Raw genomic sequence first — 17,619 nt, forward strand, 5'->3', positions numbered from 1 at the left:
TTACTGTTATCCAGCGTTTAGTGGGTTCGCTCGATGATGTAATCGGCAAACGCTTCCAGAATGTCGGTATTGTAGGGCAAGGATTGCAGGGCTGTTAAGGCTTTCCCATGCAGTTCGCGAGCCAGCTCACGGGCATTTTCGAGTCCGAGCAGGGCCGGATAGGTACTTTTCTCCAGCGCCAGGTCAGAACCTTGCGGCTTGCCCAGGGTGGCGGTATCACCTGTGATGTCGAGGATGTCATCCTGCACCTGAAAGGCGAGGCCAATCGCGGTGGCATAGGTTTGCAGTGCAGCCAGCGTGGCGTCATCGACATCGGCTTTGCACAGGGCGCCGAGCGCCACGGCACATTCAATCAGTGCACCGGTCTTGTGGCGGTGTACCTGCTCCAGCTCGGCGAGCGAGATCTGGCACCCTTCGGCCTGCAGGTCCAGCGCCTGACCGCCACACATACCGAGATAGCCGGAGGCGCGGGCGAGGGTACTCAGCATCCGCACCCGGTTGGCCATCAAGGAGTCGGGCATGGGGTGATCGGCGAGAATGGAGAACGCCAGGGTCTGCAGCGCATCACCGGCCAGAATGGCTGTTCCTTCGTCAAACGCCTTGTGAACGGTTGGCTGACCACGACGCAGGTCGTCGTTATCCATGGCGGGCAAGTCATCGTGCAGCAGGGAGTAGGCGTGGATGCACTCCACGGCAGCCGCGGGGCCATCCAGCAGTTCGCTCTTGACGCCCAGCATCTCGCCGACCGCGTAGACCAGAAACGGGCGAACCCGCTTGCCGCCCAGCAGCAGGCCATAACTCATGGCATCGCGCAGGCGCGGCGCCATGGCGGGCAAGGATTCAAGTTGTGCTGACAGACAGTCGTCAATACGCTGACGATGCAGACGGGAAAAATGGTCCAGCGCCACTCACTCCTCTCCTTGTTCTGGCTGGAAGGGGGCGAGCTGGTCACTGCCATCGGCTTGACTGAGCAGGATCTGGATCTTCTGTTCGGCCAGTTCCAGCTTCTGCTGACCGGCCCGAACCAGATGAACGCCCTGCTCGAACTGCTTGAGTGCCTCTTCCAGGGGTAGGGAACCTTGTTCCAGCTGATGAACGATGGTTTCCAGCTCTTCCAGAGTGGCATCAAAACTCAGACGGTCGATTTTTTTACTGGCCATGTCCATCCTCGGGGATTGAAAAAAACGGCTTATATTAACATCGACCGTCCACAGGGGGGAGGCAGAAAAGCATTGCCCTCTCAAACTCTCGCTAAACTGGCCGATAATGAGCCATCATTCTCAGTGGATGCATGCTTGCCGCTAGGGTCGCAATAGCAGAAAATTCAACAGACTATAAATAGACATAAGAACCGGTGACAGGAGTAGGGACGTGGATCTAGGGAGCTTGTTAGGTATCGTTTTAGGATTCGGTGTCGTGATTTACGGCATGATCCTTGGTGGCTCGTTGAGCATGTTTATCGATATGCCATCGGTCTATATCACTATTCTTGGCTCAATCTTTATCGCCATGATGAAGTTCAATATCGGGCAGTTTTTTCTGGCTTTCAAGGTGGCGGGCAAAGCCTTTATGTACAAGGGCGACAAGCTCGACGACCTGATTGCCAAAGCCGTGGAACTGGCTGACGCGGCTCGCAAAGGTGGCTTTCTGGCACTGGAGGCTGCAGAGATCCCCAATGCATTTATGAAAAAAGGGATCGACATGCTGGTGGATGGTCACGATGCCGAAGTGGTGCGCGCCGTGATGGAAAAGGATATCGACCTGACAGCCGAGCGCCATGTCATTGCCATCAAGGTCTTCCGTACCCTTGGGGATCTGGGCCCAGCGATGGGGATGATAGGTACGTTGGTGGGCCTGGTAGCTATGTTGTCAAATATGAGTGACCCCAAGTCGATCGGTCCGGCAATGGCTGTGGCCTTGCTTACCACCCTGTACGGAGCGATTGAGGCCAACATGATCGCTATTCCTATTGCTGACAAGCTGGAGCTGCGCAGCGGGGAGGAGAAGCTCAGTCGTACCTTGATCCTTGATGCCATTATGGGGATTCAGGATGGCCAGAACCCGCGGGTGATCCAGTCCATGCTGCAGAACTATCTGAGCCAGTCCAAACGCAATACCGGCGCGGAGTAAGCACCATGTCTGATTGCAAATGTCCCCCTCCCGGTCTTCCTGCCTATATGGGAACCTTTGCCGACCTGATGTCGCTGCTGATGTGCTTCTTCGTGTTGCTGCTCTCCTTTGCCGAGATGGACGTACTCAAGTTCAAGCAGATCGCGGGCTCTATGAAGAATGCTTTCGGAGTGCAGAACATCCTTGAGGTAAAAGATATTCCCAAGGGAACCTCGGTGATTGCCCAGGAGTTCAGGCCCGGTCGCCCTGAGCCCACGCCGATTGATACCGTGATGCAGCAGACCATCGATATGACTCAGACCGAACTGGAGTTTCTGCCCGGCGAGGCGGATCAGGCCGGTGGTCAGGACAAGAGTGATGGCAAACAGACAGGGGGCGATACCGCGCAGGATGCGAAGAAGGCGCAAGAACAGTCCAATACCCTGGCCAAAGCCCTCGCCGAACAGATGAAAGATCAGATCCAGGACGGTGCCATCGAAATTGAAGCGCTGGGCCAGCAGATCATCATCCGGATCAGGGAAAAAGCGTCGTTCCCGGCCGGTTCGGCATTTCTGCAGCCCCAGTTCTGGCCGGTCATTCGCAAGGTCGCGACCCTGCTCAAGGATGTGCCGGGTGAAATCACCATCTCCGGTCATACCGACAACGTGGCGACCGAAGATGAGCTGTTCCAGTCCAACTGGGAGTTGTCGTCGCAACGGGCGGTGGCGGTGGCGCACCAGATGCTGAAGGTCCCCGGTTTTGATCAGGGGCGACTGGTGGTGCAGGGGATGGCGGACTCCCAACCATTGGTGCCCAATACCACCCCGGAAAATCGTCGGATGAACCGGCGGGTGGAGATCGCCATCATGCAGGGCAAACCGACTGTTTCGTCCCCCATTTCCGTACCGGAAGGAAAGTAAGCGAGGGGAATGTCGATGACGCAAGTGGGATCTGCATCAGGGGGCTGACGTGGATTTTGTGTTGGCTTCATATTAAGATGCCTCATCCGAACCGATTGCTGCGGCCTCCTTGCAGATGGCCGCAGTTTCTATTTTCAAGCAACCCAGGTTTCGACTATGAATCATACTCCGATGACTGTTCGCGGCGCTGAGAAGCTGCGCGAAGAGCTCGATTATCTCAAGACCGAGCTTCGTCCCCAGATTATCGAAGCGATTGCCGATGCCCGTGAGCACGGTGATCTGAAGGAAAACGCCGAATACCATGCCGCTCGCGAGCAGCAGGGGTTCTGTGAAGGCCGCATTCAGGAGATTGAAGCCAAGCTCTCCAATGCGCAGGTGATCGATGTCACCAAGATGACCAACAACGGCCGCGTTATTTTTGGCGCGACTGTGACTCTGCTCAAGAGCGAGACAGAGGAAGAGGTGGTTTACCGCATCGTGGGTGATGATGAGGCTGATATCAAACAGAACCTCATCTCTGTCAACTCCCCCATTGCCCGCGCCCTGATTGGCAAGGAAGTGGACGATGTTGCAATCGTAAAGACCCCTGCTGGCGATGTGGAATACGAAGTGCTGGAAGTTGCTTATATCTAAGCTAATGCTACAGACAATGAAACAGGGGGGCTTACGCTCCCCTGTTTGTCTTTATCTATGTGATTATTGATAAAAATCAGGACAGATACGCCTCGGTAAAGGCGTCCTGATGACGCTGAAACAACCAGTGGCGCAGCCGTTCGATGTTGTTCTCGCTCATCTGAAAGCTCAGCGCCCAGGTGGCATGGTCGGCATTGGCTTTGATGCGCCTTACCAGTCGTCCCTGCAGTGGAAGAGGGGCCTCTTGCTCGATGCAGAGCTCGCCGTTGATGGGGGTATCGGCCACCATGTCGATGGGCAAATTTTCCACGATGAGGCCGTTGAGGGAGAGGCTGAGTACCTGAAACAGGCCCAGGTCGCTGCATAGCTTGGCTTTTTGGGTGAGACGCCAGGCGCGCGGTTGCGCAAATCCCAGCTCCCTGATGACCGGTGCCGATAACCGGGGCTCGACGAAGCCATCTTCCCCTTGGGTAAAGCTCAGGGGAAAACGCAGCTGATGACCTGCGAAGCGGGCTTCGAGTACAAGGTGTTCGGCTTTTTGCAGCAAGCCAAGCATGGGGGCATCGAGGTGACCACTCAGAACATGGGTGTCCTGATTGCTCCCCAAGTCCCGCAGCATGGCCAGCTCATCGTCGGTCAGAATAGGATGGTGAGCCATAATGCGTGTCCGGAAGTATTCATCGCAGGTTAAGGGCTTTGCGACTACTTTGGCAAGCGACTCGGGAAGAAGTGGAATAAGGAAAGAGCGATGCTCTTTCCTTTTACTTGCGGGGCAACTGGATTTTGGGTTCGTTGGCTTGACGATAAATGGTCAGCACATGACCCATGCTTTGCACCTTGATTGAACCGGTTTCACGGACGATAGCATCCATAACCAGTTGTTTCATTTCGCGATCTTCAGAGGCAACCTTAACCTTGATCAGCTCGTGATGGTTCAGTGCCAGATCGATCTCGGCCAGTACACCTTCGGTCAGACCATGCTGACCCAGCAGGACGACAGGCTTGAGGCTATGGGCAAGGCCCTTGAGGTACTGTTTCTGTTTATTGTTGAGAATCATCGCAATTTCTTCATAAGTCAGGGTTGAAAGGGGCGTATTCTACCCCCACTTAGCCCTTAATACTAATAACCCTTGTGGTTTTTTAAAGTCGATTATCATGACCCAGAAAAAACGTTCCCCCAGTTCAACTCGCTGGTTAAAAGAACATTTCGACGATCAATACGTCAAAAAAGCCCAGAAAATGGGCCTGCGTTCTCGTGCTGTTTTCAAGATTGACGAGATCCAGGGCAAGGATCGCTTGCTGAAACATGGCATGACCGTAGTGGATTTGGGTGCTGCCCCCGGTGGTTGGTCCCAGTTCGCGGTTGAACAGGTTGGTGATTCGGGTCGCGTCATCGCATGTGACATTTTGCCGATGGATCCCATTGCTGGTGTCGATTTCCTGCAAGGGGACTTTCGGGAGGAAACTGTACTCGGCGCCTTGCTGGAACGAGTGGGCCCCGACAAGGTCGATGTCGTGATGTCTGATATGGCGCCCAACATGAGCGGTACCCAGCAGGTGGATCAGGCTCGCGCCATGTATCTGGTCGAGCTGGCGCTGGACATGTGCAATCAGGTATTGCGTAGTGACGGCAGTTTCGTAGTGAAGGTGTTTCAGGGAGAGGGCTTTGATGCCTATCTCAATGAAATTCGTAAACTTTTCTCCGCTGTCAAAATTCGTAAACCAGACTCATCCCGCGCCAGATCACGGGAAGTCTACATTGTGGCTACCGGTTTTAAACTGTAGTACCCTAACCTTCATCGTTAACTGTCAGTCTGCGAGGTTACTGATTTGAGTGACATGGCGAAAAACTTAATCCTGTGGCTGGTCATCGCCGTCGTTTTGATGTCGGTGTTCAATAGCTTCAGCCCCAGCGATACCACCAGTCGCCAGCTGGACTATTCCAGCTTCGTTAAAGAGGTGACCCAAGAGCAGATCCGTGAAGTGCGGATGGACGGTAAGGTCATTAATGGCGTCAAGCGTACTGGTGAAAGATTCACCACCATCATCCCTGCGCCGGATCCCCAGCTGCTCAACGACATGCTCAATCACAATGTCAAAGTGATGGGCGAGAAGCCGGAAGAGCCGTCTCTGTTGACCTCTATCTTCATCTCCTGGTTCCCGATGCTGCTGCTGATCGGTGTCTGGGTCTTCTTCATGCGTCAGATGCAGGGCGGCGGTGGCAAAGGTGCCATGTCGTTTGGCAAGAGCAAGGCTCGCCTGATGAGCGAAGATCAGATCAAGACCACCTTTGCTGACGTTGCAGGTTGCGATGAAGCCAAGGAAGAGGTGAAGGAGCTGGTCGACTATCTGCGCGACCCGAGTAAATTCCAGAAACTGGGCGGCAAGATCCCGACCGGTGTGCTGCTGGTTGGTCCTCCCGGTACCGGTAAGACCTTGCTGGCCAAGGCCATTGCGGGCGAGGCCAAGGTGCCGTTCTTCACCATCTCTGGTTCCGATTTCGTGGAGATGTTCGTCGGTGTCGGTGCCTCCCGGGTGCGTGACATGTTCGAACAGGCCAAGAAATCCTCCCCCTGCATCATATTCATCGATGAAATTGATGCGGTCGGTCGCCAGCGTGGCGCCGGTCTGGGTGGTGGTCACGATGAACGTGAGCAGACTCTTAACCAGATGCTGGTCGAGATGGATGGCTTTGAAGGCAATGAAGGTATCATCGTCATTGCTGCCACCAACCGTCCTGACGTACTGGATCCGGCACTGCTGCGTCCGGGCCGTTTCGACCGTCAGGTTGTGGTCGGTCTGCCTGATGTCCGTGGTCGCGAGCAGATCCTGAAAGTGCACATGCGCAAAGTTCCGCTGGCGGATGACGTCAATCCGGCGCTGATTGCCCGTGGTACACCCGGTTTCTCCGGTGCGGATTTGGCCAACCTGGTCAACGAAGCTGCCCTCTTCTCTGCCCGTGAGAGCCGCCGAGTGGTCTCCATGGCCGAGTTCGAGAAGGCCAAGGACAAGATCATGATGGGTGCGGAACGCCGCTCCATGGTGATGAAAGAGTCCGAGAAAGAGATGACTGCGTATCACGAAGCTGGCCACGCCATCATTGGTCGTCTGGTGCCGGATCATGACCCGGTTTACAAGGTCTCCATCATTCCGCGCGGTCGTGCGCTGGGTGTGACCATGTATCTGCCGGAGCAGGATCGCTGGAGCCACTCCAAGCAGCATCTGGAGTCGATGATCTCCAGTCTGTATGGCGGTCGTCTGGCAGAAGAGCTGATCTATGGTGCCGAGAAGGTTTCTACTGGTGCTTCCAACGACATCGAGCGAGCGACCGACATTGCACGCAAGATGGTGACCCAGTGGGGTATGTCCGAGCGTCTCGGCCCGATGCTCTACGCGGAAGAAGATGGCGAGGTGTTCCTCGGTCGCAGCATGGCCAAGGCCAAGCATATGTCCGACGATACCGCTCGCGTGATCGATGCCGAGGTCAAGCAGGTCATCGACCGCAACTACGCCCGTTCCAAGCAGATCCTGCTGGATAACATGGACGTGTTGCACAGCATGAAAGATGCGCTGATGAAGTACGAGACCATTGACGCCAAACAGATCGATGATCTGATGGCGCGTCGCGAGGTACGTGCTCCGAGCAACTGGCATGACGAGCACGGTGATACCCCGCAAGGCGGTTCCACTGTGGCTGCCGAGGCCAAGCCTGCCGATGAGGCTGCACCGGTGGCGGATGTCACTATCGACAAAGCCAACGACGCGCCGGCCAAATAATCGTGACTCTCCAAACCCCGGGCTTGCCCGGGGTTTTTCTTTATCAGATGGACATGAAAATGCAGTTAACCAGCAAGGGGCTCAGCCTCTCCCTCGATCGTCCCCATGTGATGGGGATCCTCAATGTGACGCCCGACTCATTCTCCGATGGCGGTAATTTCAACCAGTTTGAACGGGCAATGGCCCATGCGCGCCAGATGGTCTCTGACGGTGCGACCCTCATCGACATTGGTGGCGAGTCAACCCGCCCTGGTGCGCCCGATGTGAGCGAGCAGGAGGAGCTGGACAGGGTCATTCCTGTCGTGGAGCAGATGGCCCGTGAGCTGGATGTGATGATCTCCCTCGATACCTCTAAAGCGGCTGTGATGCGGGAGGGTTGCAAGGTGGGTGCCCATCTGATCAACGATGTGCGGGCACTGCAAGAACCTGGATCACTGCAAGCCGCGGCCGAAGCGCGGGTTCCGGTCTGTCTGATGCATATGCAGGGGCAGCCGAGAACCATGCAAGTCGAGCCGCACTATGACGACCTGATCGGGGAGGTACGCGCCTTCTTTGATGAGCGTATTGCGGCTTGTCTGGCGGTCGGGATCCGTCGTGAAGAGCTGTTGCTGGATCCGGGATATGGCTTTGGCAAAACCCTTGCACACAACTATCAGCTGTTGGCGGCTCAAAAGGAACTGCTTGATTATGGCTTGCCGCTATTGGTGGGGATGTCGCGAAAGTCTATGATAGGCAACCTGCTGGGCCGTCCGGTGGATGAGCGTCTGGCGGGCAGTCTGGCATGCGCCCTTATCGGCATGCAGCATGGGGCCCGCATCATCAGGGTACACGATGTACGGGAGACCATGGACGCATTGCGCGTCGGTTGGTTGGCAATGACGGGACAAGATTTTATTTCCAGATAATAAAGAGAACAGACAATGGCAAGAAAGTATTTCGGTACCGATGGTGTGCGCGGCAAGGTTGGCGAATTCCCGATCACTCCTGATTTCGTGATGAAATTAGGTTGGGCTGCCGGCAAGGTGCTCTCCAAGAAGGGCACCAAAAAGGTGCTGATTGGCAAAGATACCCGCATCTCCGGTTACATGCTGGAATCCGCGCTGGAAGCGGGGCTCTCCGCGGCAGGCCTTAAAGCCATTCTGATGGGGCCCATGCCCACGCCGGCGGTTGCCTACCTGACTCGCACTTTCCGTGCCGAAGCTGGCATCGTCATCAGTGCTTCCCACAACCCCTTCTACGACAACGGCATCAAGTTCTTCTCCGCCGACGGCACCAAGCTGCCCGATGATGTCGAGCTGGCTATCGAAGCCGAGCTGGATCACGAGCTCAAGTGTGTCGAGTCGGCCGAACTTGGCAAAGCGGTGCGCATTGATGATGCCGCCGGTCGCTATATCGAATTCTGCAAGAGCACCTTCCCCTCTCACATGAATCTGGATGGGGTGAAAATGGTGGTCGACTGTGGCCACGGCGCTACTTACCACATTGCGCCGTCGGTTTTCCGCGAGCTGGGTGCCGAAGTGATCACCATGGGCTGCGCCCCGGATGGTCTCAACATCAACGATGGTGTCGGTTCGACTGCACCTGACGCTCTGGTTGCCAAGGTACTGGAGTGCAAGGCCGATCTGGGGGTTGCCTTTGATGGTGACGGCGACCGTCTGATCATGGTTGACCATACCGGCTATCTCATCGACGGTGATGAAGTGCTCTATATCATCGCGCGCGATGCCCTGCGCAATGGTCGACTCAAAGGCGGTGTCGTCGGCACCCTGATGGCCAACATGGGTCTGGAGCTGGCGCTGCAAACCCTGGGTATTCCGTTTGCCCGTGCCAAGGTGGGTGACCGCTATGTGCTGGAGATGATGGAAGAGAAGGGCTGGCGCATCGGTGGCGAGAACTCCGGCCACATTATCTGTCTTGATCAAACCACTACGGGTGATGGCATCGTGGCCGCCTTGCAGGTACTTACCGCCATGCGCAGTGCCGAGATGCCGCTTGCCAAGCTGCGCTCCGGCATGAGCAAGTTCCCGCAGGTGCTGGTGAATGTTCGCTTTGCCGAAGGCAAGGATCCGCTGGCCGCTGATGCTGTCATGGCTGAGGTTGCCAAGGTGGAACAGGAGCTTGCTGGTCGTGGTCGCGTACTGTTGCGTAAATCAGGTACCGAACCGCTGATCCGGGTCATGGTCGAAGGGGAGCATGAACAGCAGGTACGTGACATGGCTCAGCGCATCGCCAAGCAGGTTGAATCGGCGTTTTAATGAACAACCAGGGCGGCTTTTTAGCCGTCCTGGTTGTATCTTGTTCAAACGATTCAAAAATTTAAAAATAGCACTTGTCAGCTGAGCATCCTCTGGATATTATCAGCCCCGCTTTCGCAAGGGAGTTGCCGATGGGACATCGCAAGCCGTTTGTAGCAGCCAACTGGAAGTTGCACGGTAGTAGGTCGCAGTTAGAGCAGTTTACGAGTCAGTGCCTAAACGGCGTTGACGGAAAAGTAGATGTGGTTCTCTGTCCTTCCCATGTGCATCTCGACTTTAGCGCTTCACTGCTCAATGAGCAGAAAGTAATAAAGTTGGGGGCTCAGAATGTGAGTCAGCACGCTACTGGCGCTTACACTGGAGAAATCTCGTGTCAGATGCTGGTTGAGGCTGGGTGTCGTTACGTATTGGTAGGGCACTCCGAGCGCAGGCGTCTATTTGGTGAGACTAGTTTTATGGTCGCAGAGAAGTTTGCGGCAGCCAGAGCGGCAGGCTTGATTCCCATCCTCTGTTTAGGTGAATCAGGTGCGGCTAGGCAGGCGAGAAGAGCCTTCGAGGTAATCGCTGAAGAGCTGGATATCGTCATAGAGAAAAATGGCGCGATGGCTTTCGATAATGCTATCATCGCCTACGAGCCGATTTGGGCTGTAGGTACAGGTAAATGCGCCACACCCGAGCAGGCACAAGAGGTTCATTCCTTTATACGTGGTCGCTTGGCGGAGGATACTCCGGTAATAGGTGAGAAAGTTAGAATCATCTATGGTGGGAGCGTAACGCCGAGCAACGCGAGAGATTTGTTTGCACAGCCCGATATTGATGGCGGACTGATTGGCGGAGCAAGCCTCGATAGCGATGCGTTTTTAGGAATTGTTGAAGCGGCAAAGGGTGCAAGTTAAATGTACGAGATTCTTTTAGTCGTTTATCTGCTGGTTTCACTGGCTCTGATTGGTCTGGTGATGATTCAGCAAGGTAAAGGGGCTGATATGGGCGCCTCCTTCGGCGCAGGAGCATCGAACACAGTATTCGGCTCCGGTGGTTCAGGCAGTTTCCTGACCCGAACAACAGCAATTTTGGCTACTCTGTTTTTCGTTATCAGCCTGGTGCTTGGATCTATGTCCAGCAATAAGGTAAAGCAGGGTAGTGAGTGGGAAAATCTGCAACAAACCCAACAGGTTGAGCAGACCAAAGCGCCAGTGAAGAAAGATACTGACGTTCCCGAGTAAGAGTTTTGCCGTGGTGGTGGAATTGGTAGACACGCTATCTTGAGGGGGTAGTGCTCTAGGGTGTGCGGGTTCGAGTCCCGCCCACGGCACCAATTAAGCAGTGAGCTCGGGAAACCGAGTGTATTATAGCCAGTCAGTCTTGTATCGAGAGAGTGAAGTGGCTATAATCTCGCACGATTTCGGACGCGGGGTGGAGCAGCATGGTAGCTCGTCGGGCTCATAACCCGAAGGTCGTCGGTTCAAATCCGGCCCCCGCAACCAAATTTCACGCATTTCCTACGCTCAGGAAGGCGGTCGCTGCGAGGCGACAATCAGGGTAAAGCGCCAAGCCCCGATTTGACATCGGGGCTTTTTGTTATGTGCAATTTACTCTGAATCGATATCTATCTGGGCTTTATGCCCTTTTTTTGTTTTTCGGAGGGTGACTTTGGCTACGTTGGAACAACGTTTGACCGATCTGCTCGAGGCTCCGGTCGTTGCCTTGGGTTTTGAACTTTGGGGTATTGAGTTTATCCGTGCGGGTAAACACTCCACCTTGCGTGTCTATATCGACGGCGAGCAGGGTGTGACTGTCGAGAACTGTGCTGAAGTCAGCCATCAGGTTGGCGCCATCATGGACGTCGAAGATCCCATCACAGAGGAGTACTACCTCGAGGTGTCCTCCCCAGGCCTGGATCGTCCCCTGTTCAAGGTTGCCCATTTCGAAAAATACGTTGGCCAAGAGGCGGCGGTAACGCTTCGGATGGCAACAAACAACCGCCGCAAGTTCAAAGGCGTAATCAAAGCTGTGCAAGGCGACATGATCACCCTGACAGTAGATGGTAAGGACGACGTGTTGGCTTTCACCAATATCCAAAAAGCGAACATAGTGCCGAACTTTGGTTAACGAGGCTATCGGATATGAATAAAGAGATTTTGCTGGTCGTTGACGCAGTATCCAACGAGAAAGCGGTACCCCGCGAGAAGATCTTCCAGGCTCTGGAAACCGCGCTGGCGACTGCGACCAAGAAGAAATATGAAGGCGAGATTGAAGTTCGGGTCGAAATCGATCGCAAGACCGGTGACTACGACACTTATCGCCGCTGGGTAGTCATTGCGGATCAAGCCGCGATGGAGAACCCCTATGCTGAAATCACCCTGGAAGCGGCACAAATTGATCAGCCGGAAATCCAGATCGGTGAGTATGTTGAAGACCAGATCGACTCTGTGACCTTCGACCGTATCACTACCCAGACCGCCAAGCAGGTTATCGTGCAGAAAGTGCGCGAAGCCGAGCGTTCACAAGTAGTTGATCAGTTTAAAGATAAAGAAGGCACCATCATCAGTGGTGTAGTCAAGAAGAGCAACCGCGACAACGTCATCCTGGATCTGGGCAGCAATGCTGAAGCCGTGATCTTCCGTGATGACATGCTGCCGCGTGAAACCTTCCGCCCGGGCGACCGTGTCCGTGGCTTGCTCTATGCTGTGCGTCCGGAAGCCCGTGGTTCCCAGCTGTTTGTCAGCCGTTCCAGCCCGGACTTCCTGAAAGAGCTGTTCCGTATCGAAGTACCGGAGATCGGTGAAGAGATGATCGAAATCATGGGCGCTGCCCGTGATCCGGGTTCCCGCGCCAAGATCGCGGTGAAGACCAACGATCGTCGTATCGACCCGATCGGTGCCTGTATCGGTATGCGTGGCGCCCGTGTGCAAGCTGTCTCCGCCGAGCTGAGCGGTGAGCGCGCCGACATCGTGCTTTACGATGACAACCCGGCCCAGTACGTGATCAATGCCATGGCACCTGCTGATGTGGCCTCCATCATCGTTGATGAAGACAACCACACCATGGATATCGCCGTGGAAGCTGCCAACCTGGCTCAGGCCATCGGTCGCAATGGTCAGAACGTGCGTCTGGCCTCCCAGCTGACCGGTTGGGAGCTGAACGTGATGACCGTTGAGGACATGCGTGCCAAGCACCAGGCCGAAAACGACCGCATCATGAACCTGTTCACCAGCACCCTGGACATCGACGACGATTTCGCCGGTCTGCTGATGGAAGAGGGCTTCTCTACCCTGGAAGAGATCGCCTTTGTACCGGTCAACGAGCTGCTGGCTATCGACGGTCTGGATGAAGACATGGTCGAAGAGCTGCGCAAGCGCGCCAAAGATGCCCTGACTACCAAGGCACTGGCCAAAGAAGAGTCTTTCGATGGCGTTGAGCCGTCCGAAGAGCTGCTCAATCTGAACGGTCTGAGCCGCGAACTGGCTTACGCTCTGGCGGGCCGTGGCGTGGGCACCCTGGAAGATTTGGCTGAGCAAGGTATCGATGACCTTGCTGATATTGAAGGGCTGACTGCCGAGAAGGCAGGTGAGCTCATTATGGCTGCTCGCAATATCTGTTGGTTCGGAGAAGAGCAGTCCGAGTAAGATCAAACGGAGGAAAATGAATGGCAGAAGTATCAGTCAAACAACTTGCCACTGACATCGACACACCGGTTGATCGTCTTCTCCAGCAGTTTGTCGATGCCGGTATCAGCAAGAGCAAGGCCGACGACATGGTCAGCGAGTCTGAGAAACAGGCTCTGCTGGCACACCTGAAGAAACAGCATGGAGGTGACGAGGTCGCCGCTCCTGCCCGCATGACCTTGCAGCGCAAGACCAAGAGCACCATCAGTGTTCAGGGGACTGGCGGCAAGAACAAGGAAGTGCAGGTAGAAGTGCGCAAGTCTCGCACCTATGTAAGACGCTCGGCGCTGGAAGATGAACAGCGTCAGGCGGAAGCCGAGGAAACAGCGCGTTTGGAAGCAGAAGAAAAAGCTCGTCGCGAGGCCGAAGAGAAGGCTCGCCTCGAAGCTGAAGAGAAGGCTCGCCGTGAGGCTGAGCAAGCTCGTCGTGAAGCTGAGGAAAAGGCGCGGATCGAGGCACAATCAAAGGCTCGACAGGCTTCACAGCCCGCCAAAGCAGCCAGTAGCACAGCTCAGCAAGAGGCAGAAAAGATGGCCAAGCGCGAAGCAGAAGAACTGAAGCGCCAACAGGAACAAACAGCTTTGAAAAAAGCTGAAGAACTCGCCGCGAAGAAAGCCGAAGAGGCTCGTCTCATGGCGGAACAGAACGCAGCCCGCTGGGCTGAAGAAGAGGCCGCTCGCGCCAAAGAGAGCAGCGACTACCATCTGACCACCAACAAGCATGCGCAAGCCGCAGAAGACGAGTTGGATCGGAAAGAAGAGACCAGCCGCCGCACTGCCGCAGCTGCCAAGGCACCGAAGAAAGCCGGTCGTCGTGAAGATGATCGCGACTCTCGCAACCCGCGTGCCCGCAAAGGCAAGCGCGGCAAGGTCGCCATGCCGAACGCCATGAAGCACGGCTTCAACAAGCCGGCTGCCGTGGTGAACCGCGACGTCGTCATCGGCGAGACCATCACTGTGGCCGAGCTGGCCAACAAGATGGCCGTCAAGGGCGTTGAAGTCATCAAGGTGATGATGAAGATGGGTGCCATGGCCACCATCAACCAGGTGATCGATCAGGAGACCGCTCAGCTGGTCGCCGAGGAGATGGGTCACAAGGTTGTGTTGCGTCGTGAGAACGAGCTGGAAGAGGCGGTACTGTCCGATCGTGACGAGACCTCCGAAGCCAAGCCGCGCGCACCGGTCGTTACCATCATGGGTCACGTTGACCACGGTAAGACCTCGCTGCTCGACTACATTCGTAAAGCCAAGGTTGCTGCTGGCGAAGCCGGTGGTATTACCCAGCATATCGGTGCTTACCACGTCCAGACTGACAGTGGCATGATCACCTTCCTGGATACCCCGGGTCACGCGGCGTTTACCTCCATGCGTGCTCGTGGTGCCAAGGCGACCGATATCGTTGTTCTGGTTGTTGCAGCTGACGACGGCGTGATGCCGCAAACCATCGAAGCTATCCAGCACGCCAAGGCTGCCGGTGTGCCGCTGGTTGTGGCGGTCAACAAGATCGACAAGCCGGAAGCGGATCCGGATCGCGTCAAGACCGAACTGGCCCGTTACAACGTCATGTCCGAAGATTGGGGTGGAGACTGCCAGTTCGTGCACGTGTCCGCCAAGTCCGGCGAAGGCATCGACGACCTGCTGGAAGCCATCCTGATCCAGGCCGAAGTACTGGAGCTGAAAGCGGTGGTTGATGGCATGGCCAACGGCGTCGTGATCGAATCCTTCCTGGATAAAGGTCGTGGTCCGGTTGCTACCGTACTGGTACAAGAAGGTACTCTGCGTCAGGGCGACATCGTTCTGTGTGGTCTCGAGTACGGCCGTGTTCGCGCCATGCGTGACGAACTGGGTCGCGAGATCAAGGAAGCGGGTCCGTCCCTGCCAGTGGAAATCCTGGGTCTGTCCGGCGTTCCCTCTGCCGGTGACGAAGCCACCGTTGTCCGTGACGAGAAGAAAGCCCGTGAAGTGGCGCTCTATCGTCAGGGCAAGTTCCGCGAAGTCAAGCTGGCTCGCCAGCAGAAGGCCAAGCTGGAAAACATGTTCGCCAACATGACCGAGGGCGAAGTGTCCGAAGTGAACGTGGTGATCAAGGCCGACGTACAAGGTTCTGTGGAAGCGATCTGCGATGCGCTGGTCAAACTCTCCACCGACGAAGTGAAGGTGAAGATCGTGGGTTCCGGCGTAGGTGGTATCACCGAAACCGACGCGACCCTGGCTGCTGCTTCCAGCGCCATCCTGGTTGGTTTCAACGTCCGTGCCGACGCATCTGCGCGCAAGGTCATCGAATCCGAGAGCCTGGATCTGCGTTACTACTCCGTCATCTATGACCTGATCGACGAAGTGAAGCAGGCCATGAGCGGCAAGCTGGCCCCTGAGTATCGTCAGGAAATCATCGGTCTGGCTGAAGTGCGTAGCGTCTTCAAGTCTCCGAAGTTCGGCGCCGTTGCCGGCTGTATGGTTACCGAAGGTGTGGTCAAGCGTTCCAACCGTATCCGCGTTCTGCGTGACAACGTGGTTATCTATGAAGGTGAGCTGGAATCCCTGCGCCGCTTCAAGGATGACGTCAACGAAGTTCGCAACGGCTACGAGTGTGGTATCGCGGTCAAGAACTACAACGACGTGCGCGAAGGCGACCAGATCGAAGTTTACGAGACTGTTGAAATCCAACGGACTCTGTAAGCCGAGAGTTAGACAAAATAGGGGGCCGCGGCCCCCTTTTATCGCAGGATAGAATATGGCCAGAGAATTCAGCCGGACCCGTCGGGTCGGACAGCAGATCCAGCGTGAAATTGCGCTGATCCTGCAGCGCGAGGTGAAAGACCCGCGCATCGGCATGGTGACCGTTTCCGATGTGGAAGTGTCCCGTGACCTCAACTATGCCAAGATTTACGTCACCTTCTTGCAGCTGGAAAATGATGCCGAGCGCATCAAGGAAGGCTTGCAGGGTCTGACCGAAGCAGCCGGATATATCCGTAGTCTGCTGGGCAGTGCCATGCGTCTGCGCGTGGTGCCCGAGCTGCGTTTCTACTACGACCAGACCCTGGTCGAGGGGATGCGTCTCTCCAACCTGGTGACCAACACTGTGCGTGAAGACAAGCGTCGCATGGCCGAATCCGGCCGTGACGAAGAAGCTGAATCCGCACCGGATGACACGACTGAGGATAAAGCCTGAGATGACCCGAAGACGTCGTTTCAAGGGCCGTGATGTGCACGGCATTCTGCTGCTGGACAAGCCGACCGGCCTGACCTCCAACGATGTGTTGCAGAAGGTCAAGCGCATCTACAACGCCGCCAAGGCCGGTCACACCGGCGCACTGGATCCGCTGGCGACCGGCATGCTGCCGATCTGCCTCGGCGAGGCCACCAAGTTCTCCCAGTATCTGCTGGAAGCGGACAAGCGCTATGAGGTGACCGCCAAACTGGGCGAGCGCACCAACACCAGCGACTCCGATGGTGAGGTTGTCTCTACTCGTCCGGTGAACGTGGCTGTCGGTACCCTGATCGAGGCGCTGGACCAGTTCCGCGGCCCCATCATGCAGGTGCCCTCCATGTACTCCGCGCTCAAGCACAACGGCCGTCCGCTCTACGAATATGCCCGCGAAGGCATCGAGATCGAGCGAGAAGCCCGTCCCATCACCGTATTCGAGCTCAAACTGCTGAGCTTTGAAGGTGATGAAGTGCGCCTTGAAGTGCACTGCAGCAAGGGCACCTACATACGCTCTCTGGTGGATGATCTGGGGGAAGTGCTGGGCTGTGGTGCCCACGTGACTCAGCTGCGCCGTACCCAGGTGGCCAGCTATCCGTATGAACGGATGCTGACTCTGGAGCAACTCGAGTGCATCTTCGAGCAGGCCAAGGCCGAGAGCATCCCGCCGCGCGAGCAGCTGGATCCTTTGTTGCTGCCGATGGACACCGCCGTAGCAAGCTTGCCCGAGGTGAACATGCTGGCGGTTGTGGCTGCCTATGTGAATCAGGGCCAGGCCGTGCAGGTGGCAGGTGCGCCGCAAAGCGGTCAGGTTCGCATGACGGTCGGCCCGGAGCGCGAGTTCATCGGGGTTGGCGAGATTGATGATGATGGCCGCGTCGCTCCCAAGCGACTGGTGCGTTATCACGACGAGGAGTGATCCTCAGGCGGTATCAGCGCGTCTTTCCCGTTTCGCCTCTTTATCGTTGCGAAAAGGGGCGGGGACGATTATGATACCGCCCTCATTTCACGGCTGAATTAGAGATTGGCTGTGAACCTTTAAACACTCTACTGGAGTAT

Annotated in this window: 18 protein-coding genes and 2 tRNA genes; 16 read left to right on the plus strand and 4 right to left on the minus strand. The window is 56.0% G+C overall.

What is annotated here, in order from left to right:
• Nucleotides 1-17 precede the first annotated feature (17 nt).
• Both ispA and xseB read right to left on the minus strand, forming a co-directional pair.
• Nucleotides 18-908, minus strand: a complete 891-nt coding sequence (gene ispA / locus AB5Z02_RS09145) for a (2E,6E)-farnesyl diphosphate synthase (RefSeq protein WP_368215892.1) — start codon at nt 906-908, stop codon at nt 18-20.
• Nucleotides 909-1,160 carry an exodeoxyribonuclease VII small subunit gene (gene xseB, locus AB5Z02_RS09150; protein ID WP_005338838.1) on the minus strand — a complete coding sequence of 84 codons (252 nt, stop codon included), beginning with the start codon at nt 1,158-1,160 and terminating at the stop codon, nt 909-911.
• 211 nt (nt 1,161-1,371) lie between these two features.
• Between xseB and pomA the strand changes: the two genes are divergently transcribed.
• The 3 genes from pomA (at nt 1,372) to greA (ending at nt 3,662) form a co-directional block, all read left to right on the plus strand.
• Nucleotides 1,372-2,130 (plus strand): flagellar motor protein PomA, encoded by a 759-nt coding sequence (gene pomA, locus AB5Z02_RS09155; protein ID WP_005338837.1) that lies wholly within the window; start codon nt 1,372-1,374, stop codon nt 2,128-2,130.
• 5 nt (nt 2,131-2,135) lie between these two features.
• Nucleotides 2,136-3,029: a flagellar motor protein MotB gene (locus tag AB5Z02_RS09160; protein ID WP_005338834.1), complete on the plus strand. Its 894-nt coding sequence runs from the start codon at nt 2,136-2,138 to the stop codon at nt 3,027-3,029.
• A 156-nt stretch (nt 3,030-3,185) separates the two neighbouring features.
• On the plus strand, nt 3,186-3,662 hold the full coding sequence (gene greA / locus AB5Z02_RS09165) for a transcription elongation factor GreA (RefSeq protein ID WP_005343528.1): 477 nt from the start codon (nt 3,186-3,188) through the stop codon (nt 3,660-3,662).
• Between the two features lie 76 nt (nt 3,663-3,738).
• Here greA and AB5Z02_RS09170 read toward each other — a convergent pair whose 3' ends face one another.
• The gene (locus AB5Z02_RS09170; protein ID WP_231719474.1) at nt 3,739-4,320 is read right to left on the minus strand and encodes a PilZ domain-containing protein; all 582 of its coding nucleotides are present in this window, start codon (nt 4,318-4,320) and stop codon (nt 3,739-3,741) included.
• 103 nt (nt 4,321-4,423) lie between these two features.
• Nucleotides 4,424-4,720 (minus strand): ribosome assembly RNA-binding protein YhbY, encoded by a 297-nt coding sequence (yhbY, locus tag AB5Z02_RS09175; protein WP_005338829.1) that lies wholly within the window; start codon nt 4,718-4,720, stop codon nt 4,424-4,426.
• 97 nt (nt 4,721-4,817) lie between these two features.
• On the opposite strand from yhbY, the gene rlmE reads away from it, so the two are divergent.
• The 13 genes from rlmE (at nt 4,818) to truB (ending at nt 17,479) form a co-directional block, all read left to right on the plus strand.
• On the plus strand, nt 4,818-5,447 hold the full coding sequence (rlmE, locus tag AB5Z02_RS09180; RefSeq protein ID WP_005338828.1) for a 23S rRNA (uridine(2552)-2'-O)-methyltransferase RlmE: 630 nt from the start codon (nt 4,818-4,820) through the stop codon (nt 5,445-5,447).
• A gap of 45 nt (nt 5,448-5,492) precedes the next feature.
• The gene (gene ftsH, locus AB5Z02_RS09185) at nt 5,493-7,439 is read left to right on the plus strand and encodes an ATP-dependent zinc metalloprotease FtsH (protein WP_005343537.1); all 1,947 of its coding nucleotides are present in this window, start codon (nt 5,493-5,495) and stop codon (nt 7,437-7,439) included.
• Between the two features lie 59 nt (nt 7,440-7,498).
• Nucleotides 7,499-8,344, plus strand: a complete 846-nt coding sequence (gene folP / locus AB5Z02_RS09190) for a dihydropteroate synthase (RefSeq protein WP_231719473.1) — start codon at nt 7,499-7,501, stop codon at nt 8,342-8,344.
• Nucleotides 8,345-8,359: 15 nt separating this feature from the next.
• The gene (gene glmM, locus AB5Z02_RS09195; RefSeq protein WP_042060098.1) at nt 8,360-9,694 is read left to right on the plus strand and encodes a phosphoglucosamine mutase; all 1,335 of its coding nucleotides are present in this window, start codon (nt 8,360-8,362) and stop codon (nt 9,692-9,694) included.
• A gap of 131 nt (nt 9,695-9,825) precedes the next feature.
• A complete protein-coding gene (gene tpiA, locus AB5Z02_RS09200) occupies nt 9,826-10,590 on the plus strand; it encodes a triose-phosphate isomerase (protein ID WP_231719472.1) in 765 nt (254 codons plus the stop codon).
• A complete protein-coding gene (gene secG / locus AB5Z02_RS09205) occupies nt 10,591-10,917 on the plus strand; it encodes a preprotein translocase subunit SecG (RefSeq protein ID WP_005338811.1) in 327 nt (108 codons plus the stop codon). It abuts the gene before it with no gap.
• A 7-nt stretch (nt 10,918-10,924) separates the two neighbouring features.
• A tRNA-Leu gene (locus tag AB5Z02_RS09210) sits at nt 10,925-11,009 on the plus strand.
• A 92-nt stretch (nt 11,010-11,101) separates the two neighbouring features.
• Nucleotides 11,102-11,178, plus strand: a tRNA-Met gene (locus AB5Z02_RS09215).
• 166 nt (nt 11,179-11,344) lie between these two features.
• Nucleotides 11,345-11,803 (plus strand): ribosome maturation factor RimP, encoded by a 459-nt coding sequence (gene rimP, locus AB5Z02_RS09220; RefSeq protein ID WP_005338809.1) that lies wholly within the window; start codon nt 11,345-11,347, stop codon nt 11,801-11,803.
• A 14-nt stretch (nt 11,804-11,817) separates the two neighbouring features.
• The gene (gene nusA / locus AB5Z02_RS09225; RefSeq protein WP_005338808.1) at nt 11,818-13,320 is read left to right on the plus strand and encodes a transcription termination factor NusA; all 1,503 of its coding nucleotides are present in this window, start codon (nt 11,818-11,820) and stop codon (nt 13,318-13,320) included.
• A gap of 20 nt (nt 13,321-13,340) precedes the next feature.
• Nucleotides 13,341-16,034, plus strand: a complete 2,694-nt coding sequence (infB, locus tag AB5Z02_RS09230) for a translation initiation factor IF-2 (protein ID WP_005338806.1) — start codon at nt 13,341-13,343, stop codon at nt 16,032-16,034.
• A 55-nt stretch (nt 16,035-16,089) separates the two neighbouring features.
• On the plus strand, nt 16,090-16,527 hold the full coding sequence (rbfA, locus tag AB5Z02_RS09235) for a 30S ribosome-binding factor RbfA (protein WP_005338799.1): 438 nt from the start codon (nt 16,090-16,092) through the stop codon (nt 16,525-16,527).
• Nucleotide 16,528: 1 nt separating this feature from the next.
• Entirely contained in the window at nt 16,529-17,479 is a 951-nt protein-coding gene (truB, locus tag AB5Z02_RS09240) for a tRNA pseudouridine(55) synthase TruB (protein WP_005338798.1), read from the plus strand.
• The last annotated feature ends 140 nt before the right edge of the window (nt 17,480-17,619 follow it).

Origin of the sequence: Aeromonas sp. R2-3 (assembly GCF_040908375.1) — a bacterium.
Classification (GTDB): Bacteria; Pseudomonadota; Gammaproteobacteria; order Enterobacterales; family Aeromonadaceae; genus Aeromonas; species Aeromonas veronii.

Coding starts and splice junctions, on each gene's coding strand:
- greA (WP_005343528.1), top strand. CDS start 3,186: ATGAATCATACTCCGATGACTGTTCGCGGCGCTGAGAAGCTGCGCGAA.
- rlmE (WP_005338828.1), top strand. CDS start 4,818: ATGACCCAGAAAAAACGTTCCCCCAGTTCAACTCGCTGGTTAAAAGAA.
- tpiA (WP_231719472.1), top strand. CDS start 9,826: ATGGGACATCGCAAGCCGTTTGTAGCAGCCAACTGGAAGTTGCACGGT.
- truB (WP_005338798.1), top strand. CDS start 16,529: ATGACCCGAAGACGTCGTTTCAAGGGCCGTGATGTGCACGGCATTCTG.
- glmM (WP_042060098.1), top strand. CDS start 8,360: ATGGCAAGAAAGTATTTCGGTACCGATGGTGTGCGCGGCAAGGTTGGC.
- AB5Z02_RS09170 (WP_231719474.1), bottom strand. CDS start 4,320: ATGGCTCACCATCCTATTCTGACCGACGATGAGCTGGCCATGCTGCGG.
- nusA (WP_005338808.1), top strand. CDS start 11,818: ATGAATAAAGAGATTTTGCTGGTCGTTGACGCAGTATCCAACGAGAAA.
- folP (WP_231719473.1), top strand. CDS start 7,499: ATGCAGTTAACCAGCAAGGGGCTCAGCCTCTCCCTCGATCGTCCCCAT.
- AB5Z02_RS09160 (WP_005338834.1), top strand. CDS start 2,136: ATGTCTGATTGCAAATGTCCCCCTCCCGGTCTTCCTGCCTATATGGGA.
- yhbY (WP_005338829.1), bottom strand. CDS start 4,720: ATGATTCTCAACAATAAACAGAAACAGTACCTCAAGGGCCTTGCCCAT.
- secG (WP_005338811.1), top strand. CDS start 10,591: ATGTACGAGATTCTTTTAGTCGTTTATCTGCTGGTTTCACTGGCTCTG.
- xseB (WP_005338838.1), bottom strand. CDS start 1,160: ATGGCCAGTAAAAAAATCGACCGTCTGAGTTTTGATGCCACTCTGGAA.
- rbfA (WP_005338799.1), top strand. CDS start 16,090: ATGGCCAGAGAATTCAGCCGGACCCGTCGGGTCGGACAGCAGATCCAG.
- infB (WP_005338806.1), top strand. CDS start 13,341: ATGGCAGAAGTATCAGTCAAACAACTTGCCACTGACATCGACACACCG.